The sequence below is a fragment of the Frigoribacterium sp. R86507 genome (assembly GCF_044597695.1).
GTDB lineage: Bacteria > Actinomycetota > Actinomycetes > Actinomycetales > Microbacteriaceae > Frigoribacterium.
Map to the genome: position 1 here is coordinate 1959041 of NZ_CP139002.1, position 24986 is coordinate 1984026.

Annotated in this window: 26 protein-coding genes; 13 read left to right on the plus strand and 13 right to left on the minus strand. The window is 68.6% G+C overall.

Features of this window, described 5'->3' with window-relative positions; translation table 11 throughout:
• Window positions 1-71: 71 nt before the first annotated feature.
• Both SJY14_RS09310 and glgA read right to left on the minus strand, forming a co-directional pair.
• Window positions 72-857, minus strand: coding sequence for an ABC transporter ATP-binding protein (locus SJY14_RS09310; protein WP_054146107.1), 786 nt, complete (start codon window positions 855-857; stop codon window positions 72-74).
• Between the two features lie 10 nt (window positions 858-867).
• The gene (gene glgA / locus SJY14_RS09315) at window positions 868-2052 is read right to left on the minus strand and encodes a glycogen synthase (protein ID WP_054146191.1); all 1185 of its coding nucleotides are present in this window, start codon (window positions 2050-2052) and stop codon (window positions 868-870) included.
• A gap of 47 nt (window positions 2053-2099) precedes the next feature.
• On the opposite strand from glgA, the gene SJY14_RS09320 reads away from it, so the two are divergent.
• On the plus strand, window positions 2100-3341 hold the full coding sequence (locus SJY14_RS09320) for a glucose-1-phosphate adenylyltransferase (protein ID WP_054146106.1): 1242 nt from the start codon (window positions 2100-2102) through the stop codon (window positions 3339-3341).
• A 53-nt stretch (window positions 3342-3394) separates the two neighbouring features.
• Window positions 3395-4033, plus strand: coding sequence for a phosphoserine phosphatase SerB (gene serB / locus SJY14_RS09325; protein WP_071253341.1), 639 nt, complete (start codon window positions 3395-3397; stop codon window positions 4031-4033).
• A gap of 60 nt (window positions 4034-4093) precedes the next feature.
• Here serB and fabG read toward each other — a convergent pair whose 3' ends face one another.
• Window positions 4094-4804 (minus strand): 3-oxoacyl-ACP reductase FabG, encoded by a 711-nt coding sequence (fabG, locus tag SJY14_RS09330; RefSeq protein WP_056045191.1) that lies wholly within the window; start codon window positions 4802-4804, stop codon window positions 4094-4096.
• Between the two features lie 205 nt (window positions 4805-5009).
• Between fabG and SJY14_RS09335 the strand changes: the two genes are divergently transcribed.
• Genes SJY14_RS09335 through SJY14_RS09345 form a run of 3 tightly spaced genes read left to right on the plus strand, consistent with a single transcriptional unit; the run spans window position 5010 to window position 6468 of the window.
• Window positions 5010-5384, plus strand: coding sequence for a DUF3099 domain-containing protein (locus tag SJY14_RS09335; protein ID WP_071253343.1), 375 nt, complete (start codon window positions 5010-5012; stop codon window positions 5382-5384).
• Window positions 5384-5620, plus strand: coding sequence for a hypothetical protein (locus tag SJY14_RS09340; RefSeq protein ID WP_071253345.1), 237 nt, complete (start codon window positions 5384-5386; stop codon window positions 5618-5620). The genes SJY14_RS09335 and SJY14_RS09340 overlap by 1 nt, the downstream gene beginning before the upstream one ends.
• A complete protein-coding gene (locus tag SJY14_RS09345) occupies window positions 5617-6468 on the plus strand; it encodes an SURF1 family protein (protein WP_071253346.1) in 852 nt (283 codons plus the stop codon). The genes SJY14_RS09340 and SJY14_RS09345 overlap by 4 nt, the downstream gene beginning before the upstream one ends.
• 44 nt (window positions 6469-6512) lie before the next feature.
• On the opposite strand, the gene SJY14_RS09350 is transcribed toward SJY14_RS09345, so the two are convergent.
• The gene (locus tag SJY14_RS09350; protein WP_043594996.1) at window positions 6513-8111 is read right to left on the minus strand and encodes an ABC-F family ATP-binding cassette domain-containing protein; all 1599 of its coding nucleotides are present in this window, start codon (window positions 8109-8111) and stop codon (window positions 6513-6515) included.
• Between the two features lie 148 nt (window positions 8112-8259).
• Between SJY14_RS09350 and SJY14_RS09355 the strand changes: the two genes are divergently transcribed.
• The gene (locus SJY14_RS09355; protein WP_056226504.1) at window positions 8260-8865 is read left to right on the plus strand and encodes a biotin transporter BioY; all 606 of its coding nucleotides are present in this window, start codon (window positions 8260-8262) and stop codon (window positions 8863-8865) included.
• A 97-nt stretch (window positions 8866-8962) separates the two neighbouring features.
• Here SJY14_RS09355 and SJY14_RS09360 read toward each other — a convergent pair whose 3' ends face one another.
• Genes SJY14_RS09360 through sufB form a run of 5 tightly spaced genes read right to left on the minus strand, consistent with a single transcriptional unit; the run spans window position 8963 to window position 13074 of the window.
• Entirely contained in the window at window positions 8963-9295 is a 333-nt protein-coding gene (locus SJY14_RS09360) for a metal-sulfur cluster assembly factor (protein WP_043594998.1), read from the minus strand.
• 2 nt (window positions 9296-9297) lie between these two features.
• Window positions 9298-10083, minus strand: a complete 786-nt coding sequence (sufC, locus tag SJY14_RS09365) for a Fe-S cluster assembly ATPase SufC (RefSeq protein WP_055972824.1) — start codon at window positions 10081-10083, stop codon at window positions 9298-9300.
• 13 nt (window positions 10084-10096) lie between these two features.
• Complete coding sequence (locus SJY14_RS09370; RefSeq protein ID WP_082059966.1) at window positions 10097-10429, minus strand: non-heme iron oxygenase ferredoxin subunit; 333 nt, start codon at window positions 10427-10429, stop codon at window positions 10097-10099.
• On the minus strand, window positions 10429-11655 hold the full coding sequence (sufD, locus tag SJY14_RS09375) for a Fe-S cluster assembly protein SufD (RefSeq protein WP_071253349.1): 1227 nt from the start codon (window positions 11653-11655) through the stop codon (window positions 10429-10431). The genes SJY14_RS09370 and sufD overlap by 1 nt, the downstream gene beginning before the upstream one ends.
• Window positions 11656-13074, minus strand: a complete 1419-nt coding sequence (sufB, locus tag SJY14_RS09380) for a Fe-S cluster assembly protein SufB (protein ID WP_055972817.1) — start codon at window positions 13072-13074, stop codon at window positions 11656-11658. It abuts the gene before it with no gap.
• Between the two features lie 299 nt (window positions 13075-13373).
• Between sufB and SJY14_RS09385 the strand changes: the two genes are divergently transcribed.
• Complete coding sequence (locus SJY14_RS09385; RefSeq protein WP_255364098.1) at window positions 13374-14342, plus strand: heme A synthase; 969 nt, start codon at window positions 13374-13376, stop codon at window positions 14340-14342.
• A gap of 18 nt (window positions 14343-14360) precedes the next feature.
• Here SJY14_RS09385 and SJY14_RS09390 read toward each other — a convergent pair whose 3' ends face one another.
• Together SJY14_RS09390 and SJY14_RS09395 are read right to left on the minus strand one after the other, a co-directional pair.
• The gene (locus tag SJY14_RS09390) at window positions 14361-14795 is read right to left on the minus strand and encodes a GNAT family N-acetyltransferase (RefSeq protein ID WP_071253351.1); all 435 of its coding nucleotides are present in this window, start codon (window positions 14793-14795) and stop codon (window positions 14361-14363) included.
• A 4-nt stretch (window positions 14796-14799) separates the two neighbouring features.
• Window positions 14800-15723: a heme o synthase gene (locus SJY14_RS09395; RefSeq protein ID WP_055972812.1), complete on the minus strand. Its 924-nt coding sequence runs from the start codon at window positions 15721-15723 to the stop codon at window positions 14800-14802.
• A gap of 283 nt (window positions 15724-16006) precedes the next feature.
• On the opposite strand from SJY14_RS09395, the gene tkt reads away from it, so the two are divergent.
• The 6 genes from tkt to pgl all read left to right on the plus strand — a co-directional run bounded on the left by tkt (window position 16007) and on the right by pgl (window position 24227).
• Window positions 16007-18100, plus strand: coding sequence for a transketolase (gene tkt, locus SJY14_RS09400; RefSeq protein ID WP_054146095.1), 2094 nt, complete (start codon window positions 16007-16009; stop codon window positions 18098-18100).
• A 25-nt stretch (window positions 18101-18125) separates the two neighbouring features.
• On the plus strand, window positions 18126-19253 hold the full coding sequence (gene tal / locus SJY14_RS09405; RefSeq protein ID WP_054146094.1) for a transaldolase: 1128 nt from the start codon (window positions 18126-18128) through the stop codon (window positions 19251-19253).
• On the plus strand, window positions 19250-20845 hold the full coding sequence (locus SJY14_RS09410) for a glucose-6-phosphate isomerase (RefSeq protein ID WP_071253353.1): 1596 nt from the start codon (window positions 19250-19252) through the stop codon (window positions 20843-20845). The genes tal and SJY14_RS09410 overlap by 4 nt, the downstream gene beginning before the upstream one ends.
• A gap of 116 nt (window positions 20846-20961) precedes the next feature.
• The gene (zwf, locus tag SJY14_RS09415; RefSeq protein ID WP_054146092.1) at window positions 20962-22497 is read left to right on the plus strand and encodes a glucose-6-phosphate dehydrogenase; all 1536 of its coding nucleotides are present in this window, start codon (window positions 20962-20964) and stop codon (window positions 22495-22497) included.
• Window positions 22494-23441, plus strand: coding sequence for a glucose-6-phosphate dehydrogenase assembly protein OpcA (locus SJY14_RS09420; RefSeq protein WP_071253355.1), 948 nt, complete (start codon window positions 22494-22496; stop codon window positions 23439-23441). Before zwf ends, SJY14_RS09420 begins: the two co-directional genes overlap by 4 nt.
• 15 nt (window positions 23442-23456) lie before the next feature.
• A complete protein-coding gene (gene pgl / locus SJY14_RS09425; protein ID WP_071253357.1) occupies window positions 23457-24227 on the plus strand; it encodes a 6-phosphogluconolactonase in 771 nt (256 codons plus the stop codon).
• Between the two features lie 111 nt (window positions 24228-24338).
• Here the strand turns inward: pgl and SJY14_RS09430 are convergent, their stop codons facing one another.
• Window positions 24339-24695, minus strand: a complete 357-nt coding sequence (locus SJY14_RS09430; protein WP_043595011.1) for an RNA polymerase-binding protein RbpA — start codon at window positions 24693-24695, stop codon at window positions 24339-24341.
• The gene (gene secG, locus SJY14_RS09435; protein WP_043595012.1) at window positions 24695-24946 is read right to left on the minus strand and encodes a preprotein translocase subunit SecG; all 252 of its coding nucleotides are present in this window, start codon (window positions 24944-24946) and stop codon (window positions 24695-24697) included. Before secG ends, SJY14_RS09430 begins: the two co-directional genes overlap by 1 nt.
• Window positions 24947-24986: the final 40 nt, after the last annotated feature.

Here is a 24986-nt window from a genome sequence, read left to right on the forward strand (position 1 = left end):
CACGCGCAGCGACGCTGCGGACCAGCTGTCAACGATACCAGACCGACGGCCCGGATCGTAGGAGGCGCGGGTCAGCCGGCTGCGCGGGCCGAGTACCGGCCCCCGTCGGACTCGACGCGCAGCTCGACGCCGAAGGTGGCGCCGAGGGTCTCGGCCGTGATGACCTCGTCGAGCGGACCGGCCGCGACGACGGAGCCGTGGTCGAGCAGCAGGGCGTGCGTGAAGCCCCGGGGGATCTCTTCGACGTGGTGGGTCACCATGACGATGGCCGGAGCGCCCTCGGACGAGGCGTAGCCCGACAGCATCTGCAGCAGCTCTTCGCGGGCGCCCAGGTCGAGGCTCGCGGCCGGCTCGTCGAGCAGAAGCAGTTCGGGGTCGGTCATGACCGAGCGGGCGATCTGGACGCGCTTCTGCTCGCCGTCGCTCAGTTCGCCGAACGTGCGGTCCGAGAGGTGGTCGAGCTTCCACTCGTCGAGCACGCGGTGCGCCCGACGGACGTCGACGCCCTCGTACTCTTCGTTCCAGCGTCCGGTGACCGAGTAGGCGGCCGTCAGGACGACGTCGACCACCTTCTCTTTGGCGGGGATGCGACGGGCGATGGCCGTCGAGGCGAAGCCGATGCGCGGCCGCAGGTCGAACAGGTCCACCGAGCCGAGGTCGGAGCCGAGGATGCTGGCCTCGCCCGAGGAGGGGTGACTCTGCGCGGCGGCCACCTGGAGCAGGCTGGTCTTGCCGGCACCGTTGGGCCCGAGCACGACCCAGCGCTCGTCGGAGTCGACCGTCCAGGTCAGCTTGTCGACGACGGCGGTGCCGCCTCGGACGATCGAGACATCGGTCAGCTGCAGGACGGTAGGCATGCTGCTCAGCCTAGTTGAGCAGGCCCTCGTAGATCCCCAGGGTCTGCTCGGCGATCCGTGACCACGAGAACTCTTCTTCGGCCCGCATGCGGCCGGCCCGGCCCATGAGGCGCGCGAGGGCCGGGTCGGAGACGACCTCGGTGAGGGTGGCAGCCAGGTCGGCGACGAAGCGGTCGGGGTCGACCGGGGTTCCGGTGCCGTCCTGCACCTGCTCGAGGGGCACGATGCGACCGGTCAGGCCGTCCGCGACGACCTCGGGGATGCCGCCCGTGTCGGACCCCACGACGGGCACGCCGCAGGCCATCGCCTCGAGGTTGACGATGCCCAGGGGCTCGTAGACCGACGGGCAGACGAAGGTCGTGGCCTGACTCAGCACCGCGCTCAGCTGGTGCCGTGGCAGCACGGTGTCGATCCAGACGACCCCGGTGCGCTCCTCTTGCAGCTCGCGGACCAGGCCCGTGACCTCGGCCATGATCTCGGGGGTGTCGGGCGCACCGGCGCACAGCACGAGTTGGACATCGGCGGGCAGCAGCTTCGCCGCGCGCAGCAGGTACGGGAGACCCTTCTGGCGGGTGATGCGACCGACGAAGACCACCGACGGTCGGTCGGGGTCGATGCCCAGGCCCCGGACCAGCTCGGCGTCGTCGACGCGCTGCCACCCCTCCAGGTCGATGCCGTTGTACACGACCTGGACCTTCGACTCGTCGATCGACGGGTAGGAGCGCAGGATGTCGCGGCGCATGCCGTCGCTGACGGCGATCACGCGATCGGCGGTCTCGTAGGCCTGGCGCTCGATCCAGCTCGAGACGCGGTAGCCGCCTCCGAGCTGTTCGGCCTTCCAGGGGCGGAGCGGCTCGAGGCTGTGGGCCGTCAGGACGTGCGGGACGCCGTGCAGCATCTGGGCCAGCTGGCCGGCCGCGTTCGCGTACCAGGTGTGGCTGTGGACGACGTCGGCTCCGGCGACGTCCTGGGCCATGGTGACGTCCACGCCGAGGGTGCGCAGGGTCGCGTTCGCCTGATCGAGCTGGGGCAGGTCGGGGTACCCGGTCGTGTCGGGTTCGGGGTCGACCTCGCCGAACGCCCGCACCTGCACCTCGACGCCCTGACGCAGGGCCTTAACGAGTTCGACGACGTGGACGCCCGCGCCCCCGTAGACGTTGGGCGGGTATTCCTTGGTGATGACATCGACTCGCACGTGGTTCACCGTAGTCGTGCGACCGCGAATCGTGCCATTCTGGCCCCATGGCATCAAAGAAGATCTTCGGCATCGTCCTGGCTGGTGGCGAGGGCAAGCGCCTGATGCCGCTGACCGCAGACCGCGCGAAACCCGCTGTCCCGTTCGGTGGCAACTACCGTCTCATCGACTTCGCCCTGTCGAACCTGATCAACTCGGGTCTGCGGCAGATCGTCGTGTTGACCCAGTACAAGTCGCACAGCCTCGACCGCCACGTCTCGCAGACCTGGAGCATCGAGGGCCTGCTCGGCGCGTACGTCGCCTCGGTCCCGGCCCAGCAGCGGCTCGGCAAGCGCTGGTTCGCCGGCAGCGCCGACGCCATCTTGCAGAGCCTCAACCTGCTGCGTGACGAGAAACCCGACATCGTCGTCGTGGTGGGTGCCGACCACGTCTACCGCATGGACTTCTCCCAAATGATCGAGGCGCACATCGCCTCGGGCGCCGGGGTCACCGTGGCCGCGATCCGTCAGCCCATCTCCCTCGCCGACCAGTTCGGCGTCATCGAGGTCGATTCCGACGACCCGACCCGCATCGGCCGGTTCCTCGAGAAGCCGACGGACGCCACGGGCCTACCGGACTCCCCCGACGAGATCCTGGCGTCCATGGGCAACTACGTCTTCGACGCGGACGTCCTGATCGACGCCGTGCTGCGCGACGGCGAGAAGCCCGACTCGAACCACGACATGGGCGGCGACATCGTCCCCGACTTCGTCTCCCGTGGTGACGCGGCCGTCTACGACCTCAACCGCAACGAGGTGCCCGGGTCGACCGAGCGCGACCGGTACTACTGGCGCGACGTCGGCACCATCGACTCGTTCTACGACGCGCACCGTGACCTGATCTCGGCGTTGCCGATCTTCAACCTCTACAACACCGACTGGCCGATCTTCAGCCAGCAGCTCAACTCGCCGCCCGCGAAGTTCGTCCGCGACGGCCACGGCAACCTCGGCACGACGATCGACTCGATCGTGTCGCTGGGCTCGCTGCTGTCGGGTGCGCACGTGGAACGCAGTGTCCTGGGCCCCTGGTGCACCCTCGACAGCGGGTCGCGGGTCGTCGACTCGGTGGTCTTCGAGCGGGCGCACGTCGGCCCGAACGCCGTCGTCAACCGGGCGATCCTCGACAAGGACGTCGTCATCGCGGCCGGGGCCTCCGTCGGAGTCGATCCCGAGGCCGACCGGGCCCGCGGCTTCACCGTCACGCCATCCGGAATCACGGTGGTCGGCAAGGGAGTCCGGGTCGACCAGTAGTCGTACCAGGTCACACGAGCGACGCGGTGCGTCGGCGGCCCTAGGCTGTCGACGTGCCGCGTTTCCTCATCGTCCTCGACGTCGACTCCACCCTGATCGAGGACGAGGTGATCGAGCTGCTGGCCGACGCCGCCGGTTCGCGAGAACGCGTCGAGGACGTCACGTCCCGGGCGATGGCGGGTGAGCTCGACTTCGCCACGAGCCTCGCCGAGCGCGTCGCGACCCTCGAGGGGTTGCCCGAGTCCGTCTTCGCCGAGGTGCGTTCGCGCCTCACGCCGACCCGCGGCGTCCGTGAACTCCTCGACGGCGTCCACGCCGCAGGTGGCCTCGTCGGCGTCGTGTCGGGCGGGTTCCACGAGACCCTCGACCCGCTGGCCGACGACCTGGGCCTGGACTTCCGCCGGGCCAACCGCCTCGAGGTGCGGGACGGCCGGCTGACCGGACGGGTCTCCGGCCCCGTGATCGACGCGCACGCCAAGGCCGCCGCCCTGCGGCGATGGGCCGAGGAGGCGCGGGTCGGCCTCGCGCAGACCGTCGCCGTCGGCGACGGGGCCAACGATCTCGAGATGATGGCGGTCGCGGGACTCTCTGTCGCGTTCAACGCCAAGCCGCGGGTCCGCGAGCGAGCCGACGTGGTCGTCGGGACGAACGACCTCTCCCAGCTGCTGCCCCTGCTCGGACTGCGCGGCTGACCCGCGGCAGGAGGCGGGCATCCCTCGAGGGGACGACCGGCGCCTCCTGCGTGGTCGGACCTAGTGGCCCATGCCGAGGCCGCCGTCGACCGGGATCACGGCCCCCGAGATGTAGGCGGCGTCGTCACCGGCGAGCCACGTGATCGTCTTGGCGACCTCTGCCGTGGTGCCGTACCGGCCGGCGGGGATGCTCTTCTTGTACTCGGCCTGCTGCGCCTCGGGCAGGACGGCGGTCATGTCGGTCTCGACGAAGCCCGGTGCCACCACGTTGGCGGTGATGCCGCGGGCCCCGAGCTCGCGGGTCAGCGAACGGGCGAAGCCGACCAGGCCCGCCTTCGAGGCGGCGTAGTTGGCCTGACCCGGGCCGCCGTAGAGGCCGACGACGCTCGACACGAGGACGATTCGTCCGAAGCGGGCCTTGAGCATGCCCTTGGAGGCCCGCTTGACGACGCGGAAGGCGCCGCCGAGGTTGGTGTCGACGACCGAGGTGAAGTCGTCCTCGGTCATGCGCATGAGCAGACCGTCCTTCGTGATGCCGGCGTTGGCGACGACGACCTCGACCGGCCCGAGCTCGGCCTCGACGGTGCTGAAGGCCGCGTCGATCGACGCGGCGTCGGTGACGTCGGCGACGACGGTGAGCGTGCCCTCGGGGCCCTGCCCACTGCGGGCCGTGACGGCGACGCGGTGACCCTGGGCGACGAACTCCTCGGCGATGGCGAAGCCGATGCCTCGGTTGCCGCCGGTGACGAGGACGGTGCGGGGCGTGGTCATGGGTTGTCTCCTCGTGAGCGATCTCGACGGTGGCCGCGAGGTCGCGGCGCGGATCGGCGAACCTGTGATCGGCAGGCCGCCGACCAGCCTACTGTCGGACCCGGGTCTTAGGATCGAAGCGCTCCCCCGGGCGTCTCGTCCCCGAGATCCGTCCGGCACCCGTCCGTGGTGCGTCCGCCCTCTTCCCGACATCGAGGTGTGCCCCGTGAAGGCCTCGAACACGATCACGTCCCTCCCGCCCTCCCCCACCGACGACCGGCACTCCCGCATGGTCAAGTACCTGGTGGCGATGGGCATCAGGTTGGTCTGCATCGCCCTCTGCTTCGTCTTCCCCCTCGGCTGGTGGACCCTGCTGCCCGTCATCGGCGCCGTCGTCATCCCCTACATCGCCGTCGTCTTCGCGAACGTGGGCCACGAGGCGGGCGACGCGGTCGAGAGTCCCGGCGGCATCGAGCTCTACCGCGAGCCGCAGGCGCCGTTCAGGCCGACCGTGGTCGACGGCGACGCAGGTCCTGCCGGCCCCGCCGCCTCGGCCGACGACGCGCCCGGCGAGGCGGATCACGATCGGCGCAGCGCCTGATGCTCGGCCTCGATCCCGTCGGCGTGCAGTGCTCTCGCGCCTCGTGTCGAGCCGAGGCACGGCATAATGTCCACTGGCGCAACCCCAAGATCCACGGCATCGACCGGGTCAAGGTGTGGTCGGCATGCGACGAGCACGTCGACTTCCTGCGCGATTTCCTCGAGGCACGTGACTTCCCGGTCGTCGTGACGGGGGTGTCAGAGGTCGTCGAACAGGTCGGAACGGAGGCGCGGTGACGAACATCCGCTTCGCCCTCTCGCGCAGATGGCTGGGCTACCTCGCCGTCGCCGTCGTCTTCGCGATCATCTGCGTGTTCCTCGCCCACTGGCAGTGGTCGCGGCACGACGAGAAGCTCGCGGTCGTGCACCAACTCGAGCAGACCTACGACGCCGACCCGATCCCCTTGCAGCAGGCGTTGCCCGAGCTGTCCTCCTACGACGCCGCTCAAGAGTGGCAGCCGGTCGAGATGACCGGGCGCTACCTCACCGACGACGAGTTGCTCGTGCGCAACCGCCCGCTCAACGGGCAGCCCGGCTTCGAGGTCCTCGTGCCGTTCCGCACCACGCAGGGCGAGATCTTCGTCGTCGACCGTGGCTGGGTGCCGACCGGCAACGCCCAGGACTCCCCAGACGTCGTGCCCGCGCCTCCTTCGGGCGACGTCACGGTAGTCGCACGCCTGAAACCGGGTGAACCGGCGCTGGGCGACCGGACGGGCGTTCCCGGGACGAACCAGATCGCGACCATCCAACTCAGCGAGGTCGAGTCCCGCGTCGGGCAGCCCGTCTACTCGAGTGCCTACGGTCTCGTCGTCAGCGAGAGCCCCGCGCCGGCCACGGCACCCGTCCCGTCCTCGAAGCCCGAGATCGACACCGGCCTGAACCTGTCGTACTTCGTCCAGTGGTTGATGTTCGCGGTCGGAGCCTTCGGATTCCTGTTCTACGTCTTCCGACAGGAGTACCGCAACCAGAACGCCGACGACGACGAACTCGTCGAGCGTGAGGCCGAACGGCAGCGTCGTCGCGACGCCCGGCCCCGCCACGACAACGACGTCGAGGACGAGATCCTCGACGGCGCGCGCCGCTGACCACAGCGCGGGCCGCGGCGGCGAACCTGGTCACGCCGGGGTGATCACGCCAGGTTGATGAGGTCGGAGTAGTCCGGGGTCCAGTGGTCCTCGGTGCCCTCGGGCATGATCAGCACACGCTCGGGGTTCAAGGCCTCGACGGCACCCTCGTCGTGGCTCACCAGGACGACGGCGCCCTCGTAGTTGCTCAGGGCGTCGAGGATCTCTAGGCGGCTCGCGGGGTCGAGGTTGTTGGTGGGCTCGTCGAGCAGCAGGACGTTCGCCCCCGAGACGACGATCATCGCCAGAGCCAGTCGTGTCTTCTCGCCGCCGGACAGCACCCCGGCCGGCTTGGCCGAGTCGTCGCCCGTGAAGAGGAACGAGCCCAACACCCGCCGCGCCTCCATCTCGGTGATGTTCGGCGAGGACGACACCATGTTCTCGAGCACGCTGCGCTTGACGTCGATGGTCTCGTGCTCTTGGGCGTAGTAGCCGACCCGCAGCCCGTGACCCGGCTCGAGCTGCCCCGTGTCGGGAGCGTCGACCCCGGCGAGGATGCGCAACAGGGTCGTCTTGCCGGCACCGTTCAGACCCAGGATGACGACCTTCGAGCCACGGTCGATGGCGAGGTCGACGGCGGTGAAGATCTCGAGGGAACCGTAGCTCTTCGACAGGTTCGAGGCCATGAGGGGCGTCTTGCCGCACGCCACCGGCGTCGGGAAGCGCAGCTTGGCCACGCGGTCGACCGCGCGGACCTCGTCGAGGCCCGAGAGGAGCTTCTCGGCTCGTGCCACCATCTGGTGGGCCGCAGCGGCCTTCGACGCCTTCGCACCGAACCGGGCCGCCTGCTTCTGCAGCGCAGAGGCCTGCTTCTCGGCGTTCGAGCGCTCTTTCTTGCGGCGCTCCTCGTCGGCGGCACGCTGCCGCTGGTAGTTGCGCCACCCCATGTTGTAGACGTCGATGGCCTGGCGGTTGGCGTCGAGGTAGAAGACGCGGTTGACGACCTCCTCGACGAGCTCGATGTCGTGGCTGATGACGATGACGCCGCCCTGGTAGGTCTTCAGGTACTCGCGGAGCCAGACGACGGAGTCGGCGTCGAGGTGGTTCGTGGGCTCGTCGAGGATCATCGTGTCGGCGGCCGAGAACAGGATGCGGGCCAGCTCGATGCGTCGGCGCTGACCACCCGACAACGTCGACAGGGGCTGGTCGAGGATGCGGTCCGGCAGGCTGAGGTTGCTCGCGATGGACGCGGCCTCGGCCTCGGCCGCGTACCCGCCGAGGGCGTTGAACTGGTCGTCGAGATCGCCGTAGCGCTTCATGGCGCGGGCGGCGACGTCGGGATCGGGGTCGCCCATGGCGAGGGTGGCTTCCTGGATGCCGAGCAGCAGCTGGCCGAGACCCCGGGCGTCGAGGATGCGCGTCCGGGCGAGGTCTTCGGGGTTGCCGCTGCGAGGGTCCTGCGGGAGGTAGCCGATCTCACCGGAGCGCTCGATCTTGCCGCCCGTCGGGAGGGTCTCGCCGGCCAGCGTCTTGGTCATGGTCGTCTTGCCGGCGCCGTTGCGGCCGACGAGGCCGATCTTGTCGCCCCGGTCGACCCGGAACGAGACGTCGGCCATGAGGAGGCGCGCGCCGACGCGGATCTCGAGATCGTGCACGGAGAGCACAGCAGATGTCCAATCGATTGGTGAGGAGTCCACAACGGGGCCCGGAAGGGGGCCGCCCATAGGATGGGGACGTCGTGTGGAGAGGGTCGCAGCACTGCGCTGCCGACCAGCCGCTCGGCCGATCAACCTACCCATTCTAGGAGTCCCCATGACGAACACTGCCGCATCGACCTCACGGCCGGTCCTCGCCGACCGTCTGGTGGCCCGGGGCGCCGCCACCGACGTGGCCCTCGTCCTCGGTGGGGTCGCCGTCGTCTCGGCCCTCGCGCAGGTGCAGGTGCCGCTCTGGCCGGTGCCCGTCACGGGACAGACGCTCGGTGTGATGCTCGTCGGCGCCTCCCTCGGCGCCCGTCGCGGCGCGCTCTCCTTGGCCACCTACCTGGTGCTGGGCGTCGCCGGACTGCCGATCTTCGCCGAGTTCTCGGGCGGCCCCCTCAGCGTCCTCAAGCCGAGCTTCGGCTTCGTGATCGGATTCGTCGTGGCGGCGGCCGTCATCGGCTGGCTGTCCGAGCGGGACTGGGACAAGAAGTGGTGGCGCTCGGCGGCCGCCTTCTTCCTGGCGAGCCTCATCCCCTTCGCCGTGGGTCTTCCCTATCTGGCGGTCGTGCTCGGTTCGTTGGGTCTGCCGAACGATCTGCCGAGCGTCCTCGCGGCCGGCCTGTACCCCTTCATCGTCGGCGGCATCGCCAAGTGGCTGATCGCGGCGGCGGCCCTGCCCCTCGCCTGGCGTGCGCTGAAGCGCATCGGTGACTAGCGCCTCCTGCTCCCCGGCGTGGTCGTCGAGGACGCACGACTAAGCCCCGCCCCTCTCGGAGGGGCGGGGCTTCGTCGTCGTGCCGACGGATCGGGGTTCAGATGGAGAACCCGATCGCGCGCATCATGTCGCGACCGTCGTCCGTGATGCGATCGGGACCCCACGGCGGCATCCACACCCAGTTGATGCGGAAGGCGTCGACGACACCGTCGAGGGCGTTGGCGGTGTCTCCCTCGATGACGTCCGTCAACGGGCAACCCGCGCTCGTCAGCGTCATGCTGATGATGAGAGCGTTCTCGTGCTCTTCGTCCATCGCGAGGTCGTAGATGAGCCCCAGATCGACGATGTTGACGCCCAGCTCGGGGTCGACGACCTCTTTCAGTGCCTCGATGGTCTGATCGAACTTCTCGGGACTGAGTGCGACGGCCACGGTCAGACTGCCTGGGTCGCAGCGGCCTCGGCGGCGGCAGCCGTCACGTACCGGTCGTAGCCCTCGTTCTCGAGGCGGTCGGCCAGCTCGGGTCCACCCTCGTCGGCGACGTGGCCGTCGACGAACACGTGGACGAAGTCGGGCTTGATGTAGCGCAGGATGCGCGTGTAGTGCGTGATGAGCAACAGACCGAGCCCGGTGTTGGCCTTGGCACGGTTGACGCCCTCGGAGACGATCTTCAGCGCGTCGACGTCGAGACCGGAGTCGGTCTCGTCGAGGACGGCGAACTTCGGCTTGAGGAGCTCGAGCTGCATGATCTCGTGTCGCTTCTTCTCGCCACCCGAGAAGCCTTCGTTGACGTTGCGCTCGGCGAAGGCCGAGTCCATCTTGAGGGCGTTCATCGACTCGCGGAGGTCCTTGATCCAGCCGCGGATGGCCGGAGCCTCGCCGTCGAGGGCGGTCTTGGCCGTGCGGAGGAAGTTCGAGACCGTGACGCCGGGGATCTCGACGGGGTACTGCATGGCGAGGAAGAGCCCCGCCTTGGCGCGCTCGTCGACGCTCATCTCGAGCACCTCGCGACCGTCGAGCAGGATGGAGCCCCCGTCGACGTTGTAGCGGGGGTGGCCGGCGATCGTGTAGGCGAGGGTCGACTTGCCCGAGCCGTTGGGGCCCATGACGGCGTGGATCTCGCCCTCGTTGATGGTGAGGTCGACGCCCTTGAGGATGGGCTTGGGGCCGGCGTCGGTGTCGATGCTGACCTTGAGGTCGCGGATCTCGAGAGTGGACATGCGTTCTGTTCCTTTACTGTGCGGCGCCGGTGGAGGTCGAGGTGGTGTCGACGTACACCTCGCCGTCGATGACGGAGACCGAGAAGACCGGTACGGGTTCGTAGGCGGGCAGCGTGAGCGGCTTGCCGGTGGTGAGCTCGAACTTCGAGCCGTGGGCCCAGCACTCGAGGGTGTCGTCCTCGACGAACCCCTCGGAGAGCGAGATGTCGCCGTGGGTGCAGGTGTCGCCGATCGCGTGGATCGTGCCGGCACTGTCTTTCACGACGGCGATCGCGACACCGTCGACGACGACGCGGTGCGCCTGGGAGGGGCTGACGTCGTCGACGCCGCAGACCTTCGTCGCCATCAGGCGACCGTCTCGGTCGACGTCGCCTCGCCCGCGGCCAGTTCGACCTCGATGGCGTCCACGAGCCGATCCTGCAGGTCGGCGTCGCCGATCTTCTGGATGACCTCGACGAGGAAGCCGAGCACCACCAGGCGGCGTGCCTCGTGCTCGGAGATGCCGCGCGACTGCAGGTAGAAGAGGTGCTCGTCGTCGAAGCGACCGGTCGCGCTGGCGTGACCCGCGCCCTCGATGTCCCCGGTCTCGATCTCGAGGTTCGGGATCGAGTCGGCGCGCGTGCCCTCGCTCAGCACCAGGTTGCGGTTCTGCTCGTAGCTGTCGGTTCCGGGAGCCGTCCGTCCGATGAGAACGTCACCGATCCACACGGTCCGGGCACCGGCACCCTGGAGGGCACCCTTGTAGTTGACGCGGCTCCGCGTCTTGGGGGCGTCGTGGTTGACGTAGACCTGCTGCTCGAGGTGCTGGCCGGCGTCGGCGAAGTAGACGCCGTAGAGTTCGGCGTCGGCACCCTGCTCGGCCAGGTGGGCCGACGGGTTGACCCGGACGACCGATCCGCCGAGGCTGACGACGAAGTGCTTGAGCTGGGCGTCGCGACCGATGCGGGCGTGGTGGCTCGCGAGGTGCACCGCGTCGTCGTCCCACTCCTGCAGGGTGACGACGGTGAGGTGCGCACCCTCGTCGACGACGATCTCGACGTTCTCCACCAGCTGCGCCGACCCGGTGTTGCGGAGGACGACCATGGCCTGGCTGTTCGCCTCGGCGTGGATCAGGGTGTGACCGGCCCGTGGCTCGCGATCGAGACCCGAGCGTCCGATGGTGATCGCCGACGGCTCGTCGCCCGTGAGCGTCACGGCCAGGACCTTCTCGGCACTCGACCACGCATTCGCCGCGGCCTTGTCCTCGGGCGTTCCGGCCGTGCCGACCCGAGAGTCGCTGCGGTCGATCCATTCGACGGTGGCACCGGGCGTCTCTCGAGCCAAGTAGGCATAGGGCGAGCCGTCGAGGTCACCGTCGATCAACGGACGGAGGCGCGACACCGGGCTGAGCTTCCAGTCCACCTCGCGACCGGTCACGTCGGGGAACGCCGCGGGGTCGACCGAGGTGAACCGCTCGGAACGCGTCTGCACGGGCACGAGGCCCCAGCCGCCGTCGCTGTGGGCACCGGCGCCGTGCTGGACGCCCGGCGTGGTGGTGGACTCTGGTGTGGTGGTGGGTGCTGCGGCGGACATCTAGCCGACTGATCCTTCCATGCTCATCTCGATGAGCTTATTGAGTTCGAGCGCGTACTCCATCGGGAGTTCGCGGGCGATGGGCTCGATGAAGCCACGGACGATCATGGCCATCGCTTCGTCTTCGGCCATGCCGCGCGACATGAGGTAGAAGAGCTGCTCTTCGCTGACCCGCGACACGGTCGCCTCGTGACCCAGTTGGACGTCGTCGACCCGGATGTCGATGGCGGGGTAGGTGTCGGAACGAGAGATCGTGTCGACCAGCAGGGCGTCACAACGGACCGTGTTGGCCGCGTGGTGGGCCGCTTCGTCGACACGCACCTCGCCACGGTAACCCGCGCGACCGCCGCCTCGGGCGATCGACTTCGAGACGATCGAGGACGTCGTGTAGGGCGCCATGTGGATCATCTTCGCGCCGGCGTCCTGGTGCTGACCGGGGCCCGCGAAGGCGACGGACAGGGTCTCGCCCTTGGCGTGCTCGCCGACCAGGTAGATCGACGGGTACTTCATCGTCACCTTCGAGCCGATGTTGCCGTCGATCCACTCCATGGTCGCGCCCTCGTGGGCGATCGCTCGCTTGGTGACCAGGTTGTACACGTTGTTGGACCAGTTCTGGATCGTCGTGTAGCGAACGCGGGCGTTCTTCTTCACGATGATCTCGACCACGGCCGAGTGCAGGGAGTCGGACTTGTAGATCGGAGCCGTGCAGCCCTCGATGTAGTGGACGTAGCTGCCCTCGTCGGCGATGATCAGCGTCCGCTCGAACTGACCCATGTTCTCGGTATTGATGCGGAAGTACGCCTGCAGCGGGATCTCGACGTGGACGCCCTTGGGGACGTACACGAACGAGCCGCCCGACCAGACGGCCGTGTTCAACGCGGCGAACTTGTTGTCGCCGGCCGGGATGACGGTGCCGAAGTACTCCTGGAAGAGCTCGGGGTGCTCGCGCAGCGCCGTGTCGGTGTCCATGAAGATGACACCCTGCTGCTCGAGGTCCTCGCGGATCTGGTGGTAGACCACCTCGGACTCGTACTGGGCGGCGACGCCCGCCACGAGGCGGTTGCGCTCGGCCTCGGGGATGCCGAGCTTCTCGTAGGTGTTCTTGATGTCGTCCGGCAGCTCGTCCCAGGTGGTCGCCTGCTTCTCGGTCGAGCGCACGAAGTACTTGATGTTGTCGAAGTCGATGCCCGACAGGTCGGCGCCCCACGTCGGCATGGGCTTGCGCTCGAACAACGTCAGGCCCTTGAGCCGGTTCTTGAGCATCCACTCGGGTTCGCTCTTCAGGTTCGAGATGTCGGTGACGACCTCGGGTGACACCCCTCGGCGCGCCGAGGCGCCCGCGGTGTCGGAGTCGGACCAGCCGAACTCGTACTGCCCCAGGCTCGCGAGCTCGGGTCGATCGATCAACACGTCTGACATGACTACCTCTTTCTCTGCCGGACCGAACACGGGTCGGCCGAACGGCATTCCCCGGGTTGTGGAGCGGCCCGGTTGCTCGCCCTGCGAGTCGAACACACCGGCTGTCGCCGCCTCGCCGGTCGACGCTCGACGTGATCGAGTCGTCAGGTGGCGTTGCTTAGACTGGTGGTGAAGGCCGTGCACCGCTTCTGCGGATCTCACGGTCTTCGGATGTCTCCGTCGACACCCTGCCGGGTCGTGTTCCTGAACCCGTTGATTCTACAGGGCCGACCGCCGAAAGTGACGAAAGGCAGCAAGTCGTGAGCAACGCACAGGTGGGCGCCACCGGAGTCCTGACCCGAGCCTGGTCGTGGCTCCCCACGACCGTCGACCGCCGGGTCCGTTTCATCGCCTGGGCGTCGTTCGTCTGTCAGGTGCTGCTGATCGGCACGGGAGGCGCGGTGCGGCTCACGGGATCGGGCCTCGGCTGCCCCACCTGGCCCCGCTGCACGGCCGACTCGTTCGTCAGCACGCCCGAGATGGGCGTCCACGGCGTCATCGAGTTCGGCAACCGTCTGCTCACCTTCGTGCTCACCCTGGTGGTCATCCTGGCGTTCCTCTTCGTGCTGCGGATGCGCACGGTCCGTCGCGACTTCTTCTGGCTCACCCTCGTCCAGGGTCTGAGCATCCCCTTCCAGGCCGTGCTCGGGGGCATCACCGTCCTCACGGGCTTGAACCCCTACATCGTCGGCGCCCACTTCGTCGTCTCGATCGTCCTCGTCGCGCTGACCACCACGTTGCTCTGGCGGGTGTACCGCGGGCCCCGGGGGCACCACGCGGCGACGCCGCGGGGCTACGCGCGGCTCGTGCACGTGGCGGCGGCCGTCGTCGGCGTCACGGTGGTCGTCGGCGTCCTCACGACCGGCTCCGGCCCGCACGCCGGTGACGCGGCCACGCCCCGCAACGGTCTCGACCCGGCGATCATGGACCACGTCCACAGCTGGCCGGCCTACGCCACCCTCGCCCTCACCCTGGCCGTCGTCGTCTGGACGATCCGGGCAGGCCTCCCCCGACGATTCCCCCTCGCCCTGCTCGGTGTCGAGCTCGTGCAGATCGCGGTCGGCATCACTCAGGCGCGCACCGGACTTCCGCCGCTGTTGGTCGGCAGTCACATGGTGCTCGCCGCGCTGCTCGTGGCCGCGACGACCGCCGTCGTGCTCTCCCTGCGCAACGACCAGGCACCGGACGAGGTCGAGCCGATCGTCGAGGCGGCCGCCGTCCGCGCCTGATGGACGCGACCGTGGGGTCTACTCGCGACGCATGACGGTGTCGACGTCGTCCTGGTCGACGACGACGAATCCCGTGCGCTCGTAGAGCGACACGGCACGACTGCCGGTGAGCACGTCGAGGGTGATCGACCCCGTGGTGACCGAGCCGATCGCCTCGGTCAGCAGGGCGGTCCCGATGCCCCGGCCTCGCGCCTCCTCGGCCAGGTAGAAGTGACGGAGCCAGGTCGTGTCGCCGTCCGGGTGCAGCGCGAGGCAGCCGAGGAGGCGCTGGTCGCCCTCGACGACCCGCGTCTCGTCGGCGACGAACTCGCGCACGAAGCGAGAACGGTGGCGGGGCGGGTTCCAGATGCCGAGACGCTCGAACTCGGGCCTCAGGACGACGAGCTTCAGATCGGTCAGTGGTCCGACGTCGTCCGGGCGCGCCGCACGGACCGTCCAGTCGAACGGGCTCACCGGGCTAGAACGGGAGCAGGGGGTCGACGCCGACGGCGACGAACAGCAGCGTGAGATACGTGATGGAGCTGTGGAAGACGCGCATCGGCCGGACCTCGGCGACCTGCTGGATGGCCCGGCTGTAGAGCCGGTGGGACTCCCAGACGAACCAGGCGCCGCTGGCCAGGGCCACGACCGTGTAGAGCGTGCCCATGCCGGCGACGGGGACGAGGATCAGCGAACAGACCACGGTGGCCCATGCGTAGAGGATGACCTGCAGGCCGACGATGGACCGGCCGCGCACCACGGCGAGCATCGGGACGTCGGCCGCGGCGTAGTCGTCGCGGTACTTCATCGACAACGGCCAGTAGTGCGGCGGCGTCCAGAGGAAGATCACCATGAAGAGGATGACGGCCGACCACGAGAGGTCGTTCGTGACGGCGGCCCAGCCGATGAGCACGGGCATGCACCCGGCGATGCCGCCCCACACGATGTTCTGCGGCGTGCGGCGTTTGAGCCAGAGCGTGTAGACGACGACGTAGAAGAGGATGGCCCCGAGCGAGAGCGCCGCCGAGAGCAGGTTCACCGTGAGGGCGAGCCAGACGATCGACGCGACGCCGACCACGTACGAGAAGACCAGCGCCTCGCGGTCGCTCACGTCACCCGTGACGAGCGGTCGCCCCTGGGTGCGCTTCATGATGCGGTCGATGTCTCGATCGATGTAGCAGTTGAAGGCCGAGGCCGAGCCGGCGCTCAGGGCGCCGCCGATCAGCGTCGCCGCGACGAGCCACAGGTTGGGGATGCCGCCCTGGGCCAGGAACATCGTCGGCGCCGTGGTGACGAGCAGGAGCTCCATCACGCGGGGCTTCGTGAGGGCGACGTACGCCCGAGCCTTACGACGGAAGCCCCGGGGTGACGTGTCGGGGCGGATGTCAACGGCTGCGGTCATGAGTCCTCTAACGAGACGAACGGTTTGCCCAAGGAGTCTAGGCGATGAACGTCGACGCTGACGGCGAACCCCCGGCCGGATGCGGACGGGCGGAGGGGGTTCGTCCCTATACTTGCAGGTGCTTGCCAGTCGCACGCCCTCTCGGTCCCGAGTCACCGGACGAACCGTCCCGATCCCCGCCCCCAGCGTGTGTGCGACCCAGCCGACGACGTCTCGGCAGGCGCACGTCAGCGCGGGAGCGAATCGACCCCGCGCAGTTCGCATCAAGAAGGGTCAACTTCCAGTGGCAGATCTGCAATGGGAATCCATTGACAACAAAGCAGTAGACACGGTCCGCGTCCTCGCGGCCGACGCGGTCGAGAAGGTCGGCAACGGCCACCCGGGCACCGCGATGAGCCTGGCGCCCGCCGCCTACCTGCTCTTCCAGAAGGTCATGCGTCGTGACCCGAGCGACAGCACCTGGATCGGTCGCGACCGGTTCATCCTGTCCGTCGGCCACAGCTCGCTGACGCAGTACATCCAGTTCTACCTGGGTGGCTACGGTCTCGAGCTCGACGACCTCGAGGCCCTGCGCACCTGGGGCTCCAAGACCCCCGGCCACCCCGAGTACGGCCACACCGACGGCATCGAGATCACGACCGGTCCGTTGGGCCAGGGCTTCGCCAGCTCGGTGGGCTTCGCCTACGCCGCCCGCTTCGAGCGTGGCCTGTTCGACCCCGACGCCGCGCCCGGCACGAGCCCGTTCGACCACTTCGTCTACGTCATCGCCGGTGACGGCGACATGCAAGAGGGCGTCACGAGCGAGGCCGCGTCGCTGGCCGGCCACCAGAAGCTCGGCAACCTCGTCGCCATCTACGACTCGAACCAGATCTCGATCGAGGACGACACCAACATCGCCTTCACCGAGGACGTCCACAAGCGCTTCGAGTCCTACGACTGGGACGTCCAGGTCGTCGACTGGAAGAAGACCGGTGAATACGTCGAGGACGTCGCCGAACTGCACGACGCCATCGAGAAGGCCAAGGCCGTCACCGACAAGCCCTCGCTGATCATCCTCAAGACGATCATCGGCTGGCCCTCGCCCAAGAAGCAGAACTCCGGCAAGATCCACGGCTCGGCACTGGGTGCCGACGAGGTCGCCGGTCTGAAGTCGGTCCTCGGCTTCGACCCCGAGAAGTCGTTCGACGTCGACCCCGCCGTCCTCGAGCACACCCGCAAGGCCGTCGAGCGCGGCCAGGCCCAGCACGCCGAGTGGGACGAGAAGCTCGCCGCCTGGGCGTCGGCCAACCCCGACAAGAAGGTCATGCTCGACCGCATCCTCGCGAACGAGCTGCCCGAGGGCATCGAAGAGGCTCTCCCCGTCTTCGAGGCCGGCAAGGACGTCTCGACCCGCGCCGCATCGGGCAAGGTCATCAACGCCCTCGCCGGTGTCGTCCCCGAGCTCTGGGGCGGCTCGGCCGACCTGGCCGAGTCGAACCTCACGACGATCACGGGCTCGAAGTCGTTCGTGCCGACCGAGTGGTCGACCGACGAGTGGAGCGGTGACCCCTACGGTCGCGTGCTGCACTTCGGCATCCGCGAGCACGCCATGGGCGCCATCCTCAACGGCATCACGCTGCACGGCAACACGCGCCCGTTCGGTGGCACCTTCCTCATCTTCAGCGACTACATGCGCCCCGCGGTCCGTCTCGCGGCACTGATGAAGTCGCCCGCGATCTACGTCTGGACCCACGACTCCGTGGCCCTCGGCGAGGACGGGCCGACCCACCAGCCGATCGAGCAGCTCGCGTCGCTGCGGGCGATCCCCGACCTCGACGTCGTGCGTCCTGCCGACGCCAACGAGACGGCCTGGGCCTGGGCCACGATCCTGGAGCGCCACCACGGCCCCGCCGGCATCGCGCTCAGCCGTCAGAACCTGCCCGTCTTCGAGCGCGGTACCGGTGACGCCGAGGGCGACACCTTCGCGTCGGCGAAGAACGTCGCGAAGGGCGCCTACGTCCTGGCCGAGGCGCCGGGCGGCACGCCCGACGTGATCTTCGTCGCGACCGGCTCCGAGGTGCAGATCGCCGTCGAGGCCCGTGAGGTCCTGCGCGGCGAGGGCATCAACGCCCGCGTCGTCTCGGCTCCGAGCATCGAATGGTTCGACGAGCAGAGCGACGAGTACAAAGAAGCCGTCCTCCCGGCCGCCGTCAAGGCCCGCGTCTCGATCGAGGCCGGCGTGGCCATGCCGTGGCGCGGCATCGTCGGCGACGCCGGTCGCAGCGTGTCGATCGAGCACTTCGGTGCCTCGGCCGACTACAAGACGCTGTTCAAGCAGTTCGGCATGACGACCGAAGCCGCCGTCGCCGCCGCCAAGGACTCGATCGCCGCTCTCTGAGCGTCGACAAAGGAAGAAGAAGAACATGACTGATTCGAACACCGCACAGCTCTCCGCCGCCGGCGTGAGCATCTGGCTCGACGACCTGTCGCGCGAGCGCATCAACGCGGGCGGCCTGCAGAAGCTGATCGCCGAGCGCAACGTCGTCGGCGTCACCACCAACCCCACGATCTTCGCCTCGGCTCTGGCCAAGGGCGAGGCCTACGACGACCAGGTCGCCCTGCTCGCCAAGACCGGTGTCAGCGTCACCGACGCCGTCTTCGAGATCACGACCGACGACGTCACCCGTGCCTGCGACATCTTCCGCGAGGTCTACGACACGACCGACGGCTTCGACGGCCGTGTCTCGATCGAGGTCGAGCCGGGTCTGGCGCACGACGCTCAGGGCACCATCGACCAGGCGGTCAAGCTGGCCGCCAAGGTCGGTCGCCCCAACGCCCTCATCAAGATCCCGGCGACCGTCGAGGGTCTCGAGGCCATCACCGCCGTCATCGCCCAGGGCATCAGCGTCAACGTGACGTTGATCTTCAGCCTCGAGCGCTACCGTGCCGTCATCAACGCGTACCTCACGGGTCTCGAGCAGGCCAAGGCCGCCGGCATCGACATCACCGAGATCCACTCGGTCGCCTCGTTCTTCGTGTCGCGTGTCGACACCGAGATCGACAAGCGACTCGACGCCGTCGGAACGGACGAGGCCAAGGCCCTCAAGGGCAAGGCCGGCGTGGCCAACGCCCAGCTCGCCTACGAGGTCTACCAGCAGGCCTTCGACACCGAGCGGGCCAAGGGCCTCCTCGCTGCCGGTGCCAACAAGCAGCGCCCCCTCTGGGCCTCGACCGGAGTCAAGGACCCCGCCGTCCTCGACACCACCTACGTGGTCGAGCTCGTCGCCCAGGACGTCGTCAACACGATGCCCGAGAAGACGCTCGAGGCGACCTTCGACCACGGTGAGATCCGTGGCGACACGATCAGCGCCTCCTACGCCTCCGCCAACGAGACCATGGACGCGATCGCCGCGCAGGGCGTCTCGTACGACGACGTGACCGAGACCCTCGAGAAAGAGGGCGTCGAGAAGTTCATCGTGTCGTGGAACGAACTGCTCGACACGGTCACGGCGGCCCTCGAGGCAGCCAAGCCCGCCGGGGAGTCCAAGTGACCATCACCATCGCTGCCAGCGGAGACGCGGCACAGGCGGTCGAGACGGTCGTCCCGCAGCTCGTGAGCGACCTCGTCGCCTCGGGCATCACGGCTCAGAACCCCACCCTGTGGGGCCCCGACGCCGAGGACGAATCGGCCAAGCGTCTCGGCTGGACCGAGGCCGTCGTGGTCTCGACTCCGCTCCTCGACGAGATCGACTCGTTGCGCGACGAGCTCGCCGCCAAGGGAGTCGACCACGTCGTGCTCGCGGGCATGGGCGGTTCGTCGCTCGCGCCCGAGGTCATCACCCGCACCTACGGTGTCGAGCTCACCGTGCTCGACGCGACGGAGCCCGGTCAGGTCCTCACGGCCCTCGCCGACCGTCTCGAGCGCACCGTGCTCGTCGTGTCGTCGAAGTCTGGTTCGACCGTCGAGACGGCCAGCCAGCGCAAGACGTTCGAGAAGGCGTTCACCGACGCCGGCATCGACCCCGTCGAGCGCATCGTCGTGGTCACCGACCCGGGTTCGCCCCTCGACGGGCAGGCTCGTGAGGCCGGCTACCGCGTCTTCAACGCCGACCCCAACATCGGCGGGCGCTACTCGGCCCTCTCGGCGTTCGGCCTCGTGCCGTCCGGCCTGGCCGGTGCCGACATCCGCGAGCTGCTCGCCGAGGCCGACGCCGTCACGGTCGAGTTGGCGCAGGACCGTGCCGACAACCCCGGCCTCGTGCTGGGCGCCGTGCTGGCGGGTACCTCCCCGCTGCGTGACAAGATCGCGATCGTCGCCGACGGCACCCACATCGTCGGATTCCCGGACTGGGCCGAACAGCTCATCGCCGAGTCGACCGGCAAGCAAGGTCGCGGCCTGCTCCCCGTGGTGATCGGCACCTCCGCCCCCGAGATCACGGCGGGTCTGCACGACGTGCAGGTCGTCCGTCTCGTGGCGAACGCCGACGAGACCCGAGAGGTCGCTCCCGGCGAGGTCGAGATCTCTGGTTCGCTCGGTGGCCAGATCATGGTCTGGGAATACGCCGTCGCGGTGGCCGGGCGTCTGCTCGACATCAACCCGTTCGACCAGCCCGACGTCGAGTCGGCGAAGATCGCGACGCGTGCGCTGCTCGACGACCGTCCCGAGCCCACTCCCCCGGCCTTCACGGCCGAGGGCGTCGAGGTCCGCGAGGTCGGAGGCGTCGAACTGGGAGACACGCTCGAGTCGGCGGTGGCTGCGCTGCTCTCGCACCTGAGCGACGACGGCTACCTCTCGATCCAGGCGTACGTGGACCGCGTGGCGAACCCGCAGCTCGAAGAGATCCGCGACCTGCTCGCGGCGCGCACGCAGCGTCCCGTCACCTTCGGGTGGGGGCCGCGCTTCCTGCACTCGACGGGTCAGTACCACAAGGGTGGCCCCGCCAACGGTGTCTTCTTGCAGATCACGCAGGTGCCCGAGACCGACCTCGAGATCCCGGACAGCCCGTTCACGTTCGGGCAGCTCGTGCAGGCACAGGCCGCCGGTGACGCGAAGGTCCTGGCCGAGCACGGTCGTCCCGTGCTCACGCTGACGGTGACCGACGTGGCCGCCGCGCTGCCGGTCATCACCGCCGCACTCCGCTGAGCCGAAAGGGCCGGCGTCCTCACGGGCGCCGGCCCTTTCGTCTTACCCCCGGGTGGTCTCCGCAGGCATCGCCCGTCCTCGACCGGACCACCCCTCGAACCACAGAACGGAACTTCATGTCACCGGTGCCGATCACGCCGGAGTCCAACCCTCTGAGGTTGCCCTCCGATCGACGTCTCAACCGCATCGCCGGCCCGAGCGGCCTGATCATCTTCGGTGTGACGGGTGACCTCTCCCGCAAGAAGCTCATGCCCGCCGTGTACGACCTAGCCAACCGAGGCCTGCTCCCGCCCGGTTTCGCGCTCGTCGGTTTCGCCCGTCGTGAGTTCGAGGGCCAGGACTTCGAGCAGGTCGTCTACCAGGCCGTCAAGGACCACGCTCGAACGCCGTTCGACGAAGACGTCTGGCGTCAGCTCAAGGAGGGCTTCCGTTTCGTCCAGGGGGTCTTCGACGACGCCGACGCGTTCGCTCGGCTCAAGGACACCATCGAGGAGCTCGATCGCGAACGCGGCACGATGGGGAACCACGCGTTCTACCTCTCGATCCCGCCCAAGGCCTTCCCCATGGTCACCGAGCAGCTCCGCAACTCCGGGCTCGCCGAGGAGAAGGACGGTGCGTGGCGTCGCGTCGTCATCGAGAAGCCATTCGGCAGCGACCTCAAGACGGCGCGCGAGCTCAACGCCGTCGTCGAGACGGTGTTCGAGCCCGACAGCGTGTTCCGCATCGACCACTACCTCGGCAAAGAGACGGTGCAGAACCTCCTCACGCTGCGGTTCGCCAACCAGATGTACGAACCCCTCTGGAACTCCAACTACGTCGACCACGTCCAGATCACCATGGCCGAGGACATCGGCGTCGGCGGTCGGGCCGGCTACTACGACGGCATCGGTGCCGCCCGTGACGTCATCCAGAACCACCTCCTCCAACTGCTCGCCCTGACGGCGATGGAAGAGCCGGTCACGTTCGCCGCCCGCGACCTCCGGGCCGAGAAGGAGAAGATCCTGTCGGCCGTCCGCCTGCCCGCCGACCTCGCCACGGGCACCGCGCGGGGCCAGTACGCCGGGGGGTGGCAGGGCGGAGAGAAGGTCCTCGGCTTCCTCGACGAAGAGGGCATGGACCCCGAGAGCACGACGGAGACCTTCGCCGCCATCAAGCTCGAGATCGCCACCCGACGCTGGGCGGGCGTGCCCTTCTACCTCCGTGCCGGCAAGCGTCTCGGACGTCGCGTGACCGAGATCGCCGTCGTCTTCAAGCAGGTGCCCGAGAACATCTTCGGCACCCAGACCTCCCTGGGGCAGAACGCCCTCGTGATCCGGGTCCAGCCCGACGAGGGAGTGACTCTCCGGTTCGGGTCCAAGGTGCCCGGCATCGGCACACAGGTCCGGGACGTCACCATGGACTTCGGCTACGGGCACGCCTTCACCGAGGCGAGCCCGGAGGCCTACGAGCGCCTCATCCTGGACGTGCTCCTGGGCGACCCGCCCCTGTTCCCCCGGCACGAGGAGGTCGAACTCTCCTGGAAGATCCTCGACCCCATCGAGGAGTTCTGGGCCACCCAGGGCCAGCCCGAACAGTACCGACCCGGCACGTGGGGCCCCGCCTCGGCCGATGAACTCATGGCCCGTGACGGCCGTACCTGGAGGCGTCCGTGATCGTCGACCTGCCCGACAGCACCATCAGCCGCGTCCAGAAGACGCTGGTCAAGATCAGGGAAGAAGGAGGCGCGGTCGCGTTGGGCCGTGTCCTCACCTTGATCATCTCCACCCGTCTCGGTGACGAGGAAGAAGCCATCGAGGCTGCCAACGACGCCTCCCGTGAGCACCCCATGAGGGTCATCGTCGTGTCCACGTCGATCGGCGTCGACGCCGGCGAGGGACGGCTCGACGCGCAGATCCGCGTGGGGGGCGACGCCGGTGCCAGCGAGGTCATCCTGCTCCGCGCCTACGGTGAGACGGCGAGCGACGAGGAGGGGCTCGTGACCGGGCTCCTGCTGCCCGACGCACCCGTCGTGGCGTGGTGGCCCAAGACCGCTCCTGTCGTCGTCTCCGAGTCTCCCCTGGGGCGCATCGCACAACGGCGCATCACCGACGCCGCGAGCCAGTCCAACCCGCGCCAGTCGATCATCGACCTCGCGCGTAGCTACGCTCCCGGTGACACCGACTTCGCCTGGACCCGGCTCACCCTGTGGCGGGCACAGCTCGCCGCGGTGCTCGACCAGCCGCCGTACGAGTCGGTCACCGAGGTCGGTGTCGCAGGGGCACCCGACTCCCCCTCGACTCTGCTGCTGGCCGCGTGGCTGCGTCTGCAGCTCCAGGTGCCGGTCGACGGTGAGCTGACGACCCGGGCGACCGGCTCGAGCGGTATCCACGGGGTGCAACTCGTCCGCGCCTCCGGGTCCATCGTCCTCGAACGATCCCTCGGCGACGTCGCGACGCTGACCCAACCAGGCCAGCCCACGCACGATCTCGCGCTGCCACGCCGCTCGCTGCGCGACTGCCTGGCCGAGGAACTCCGTAGACTCGACCCCGACGACCTGTTCGGGAACGTCGTGAGACACGGGGTCGGCCAACTGAGCGAACCCGTCCAGAGCAACTAGAGCAGATAGAGAACCGTGACGAACGAACGCCGGGTGCTGGTCCACCCCGACAAAGAATCGCTGGGCGCGTCCGTGGCCGCCCGCTTCATCACCAAGATCATCGACGTGCTCGAAGAGCAGAACTACGCGTCGGTCGTCGTGAGCGGCGGCTCGGTGAGCACGCTCGTGCTGGCGGCCATCAACGCGTCACCGGCGCGCGACAGCGTCGACTGGTCCAAGGTCTCGATCTGGTGGGCCGACGAACGCTGGGTCCCCGCCGGCGACGCCGACCGCAACGACACACAGGCCGGCATCGATCTGCTCGACCACATCGGTCTGCTGCCCGAGAACGTCCACCGTTTCGGTGCTGTCGGTGACCATGCCGACGTCGAGGCAGCGGCCGTCGCCTACCGCGACGAGCTCCGCCAGCATGCCCAGGCGGACGACGAGGCCCCGCGCTTCGACATCACGCTTCTCGGTGTCGGTCCCGACGGTCACGTGGCCTCGTTGTTCCCCGACAAGGCGCAGATCCGTCAGCTCGAGCCGACCGTGCTCACGATCGACGACTCCCCCAAGCCGCCGCCGGTGCGCCTGACGCTGAGCCTGCCGGTGATCAACAACTCGCAGCGCGTCTGGATGATCCTCGCCGGAGCCGAGAAGGCCTCGTCGCTGGGGCTCGCCCTCGCGGGTGCCGGGGCGGACCAGGTACCGGTGGCCGGCGTCAAGGGGCGCAAGCGCACCGTCTTCTTCGTGGACCGGGACGCCGCGGCCGAGGTCCCCGAGAACCTGATCGCCTCCACGTACTGAGTCCCGGTCCGGGCCGACCGTCCACGGTACGACGAAGGGCCCCGCAGCTGATCGCTGCGGGGCCCTTCGTCATCGTCGGCGTCGAGACACCAGGAGGTGCGCTCGGCCTGGTCAGGCCTTCCCGCGTCGGACGCGCAACTGCTGCAGTGCCTCTTCGAGGAGTTGCTCGGCCTCTTCTTCGGTCCGTCGCTCTTTCACGTACGCGAGGTGAGTCTTGTAGGGCTCGAGCTTGGCGACCGTCGGCGGGTTCGCCTTGTCGCGACCTGCCGGCAGCCCGCTCGAGGGTGAATCGACGGTCTCGGGGATCTCTTCGTCGGGAACGTTGGCCGCGAAGTGACGTACGACCTCGTTGCCGAGGGCATCCCAGTACGAGATGGTGATCCGCTCGGCGTGGAAGCCACGGTCCTGTTCACCCATGGGACCCGCACCGACGCGCGAGCCGCGGATTGCACTACCGCCCGAGGCCATCAGCTGACCGCCGCGAACTTGGTGATGAGGCCCAGGACCACGATGCAGGTGATCCAGACGAGACCCAGGAAAACCGTGATGCGGTTGAGGTTGCGCTCGGCGACGCCGGACGCCCCGAGGTTGCTCGTGACACCACCGCCGAACATGTCGGACAGACCGCCGCCGCGACCGCGGTGGAGCAGGATGAGGAGGGTCAGCAGGAGGCTCGTGATGCCGAGCAACACCTGCAGGATGACCTGGAGAATTTCCACGTAGGACCTTTCGATGCGGTGAGACCGCTGACCAGTATAA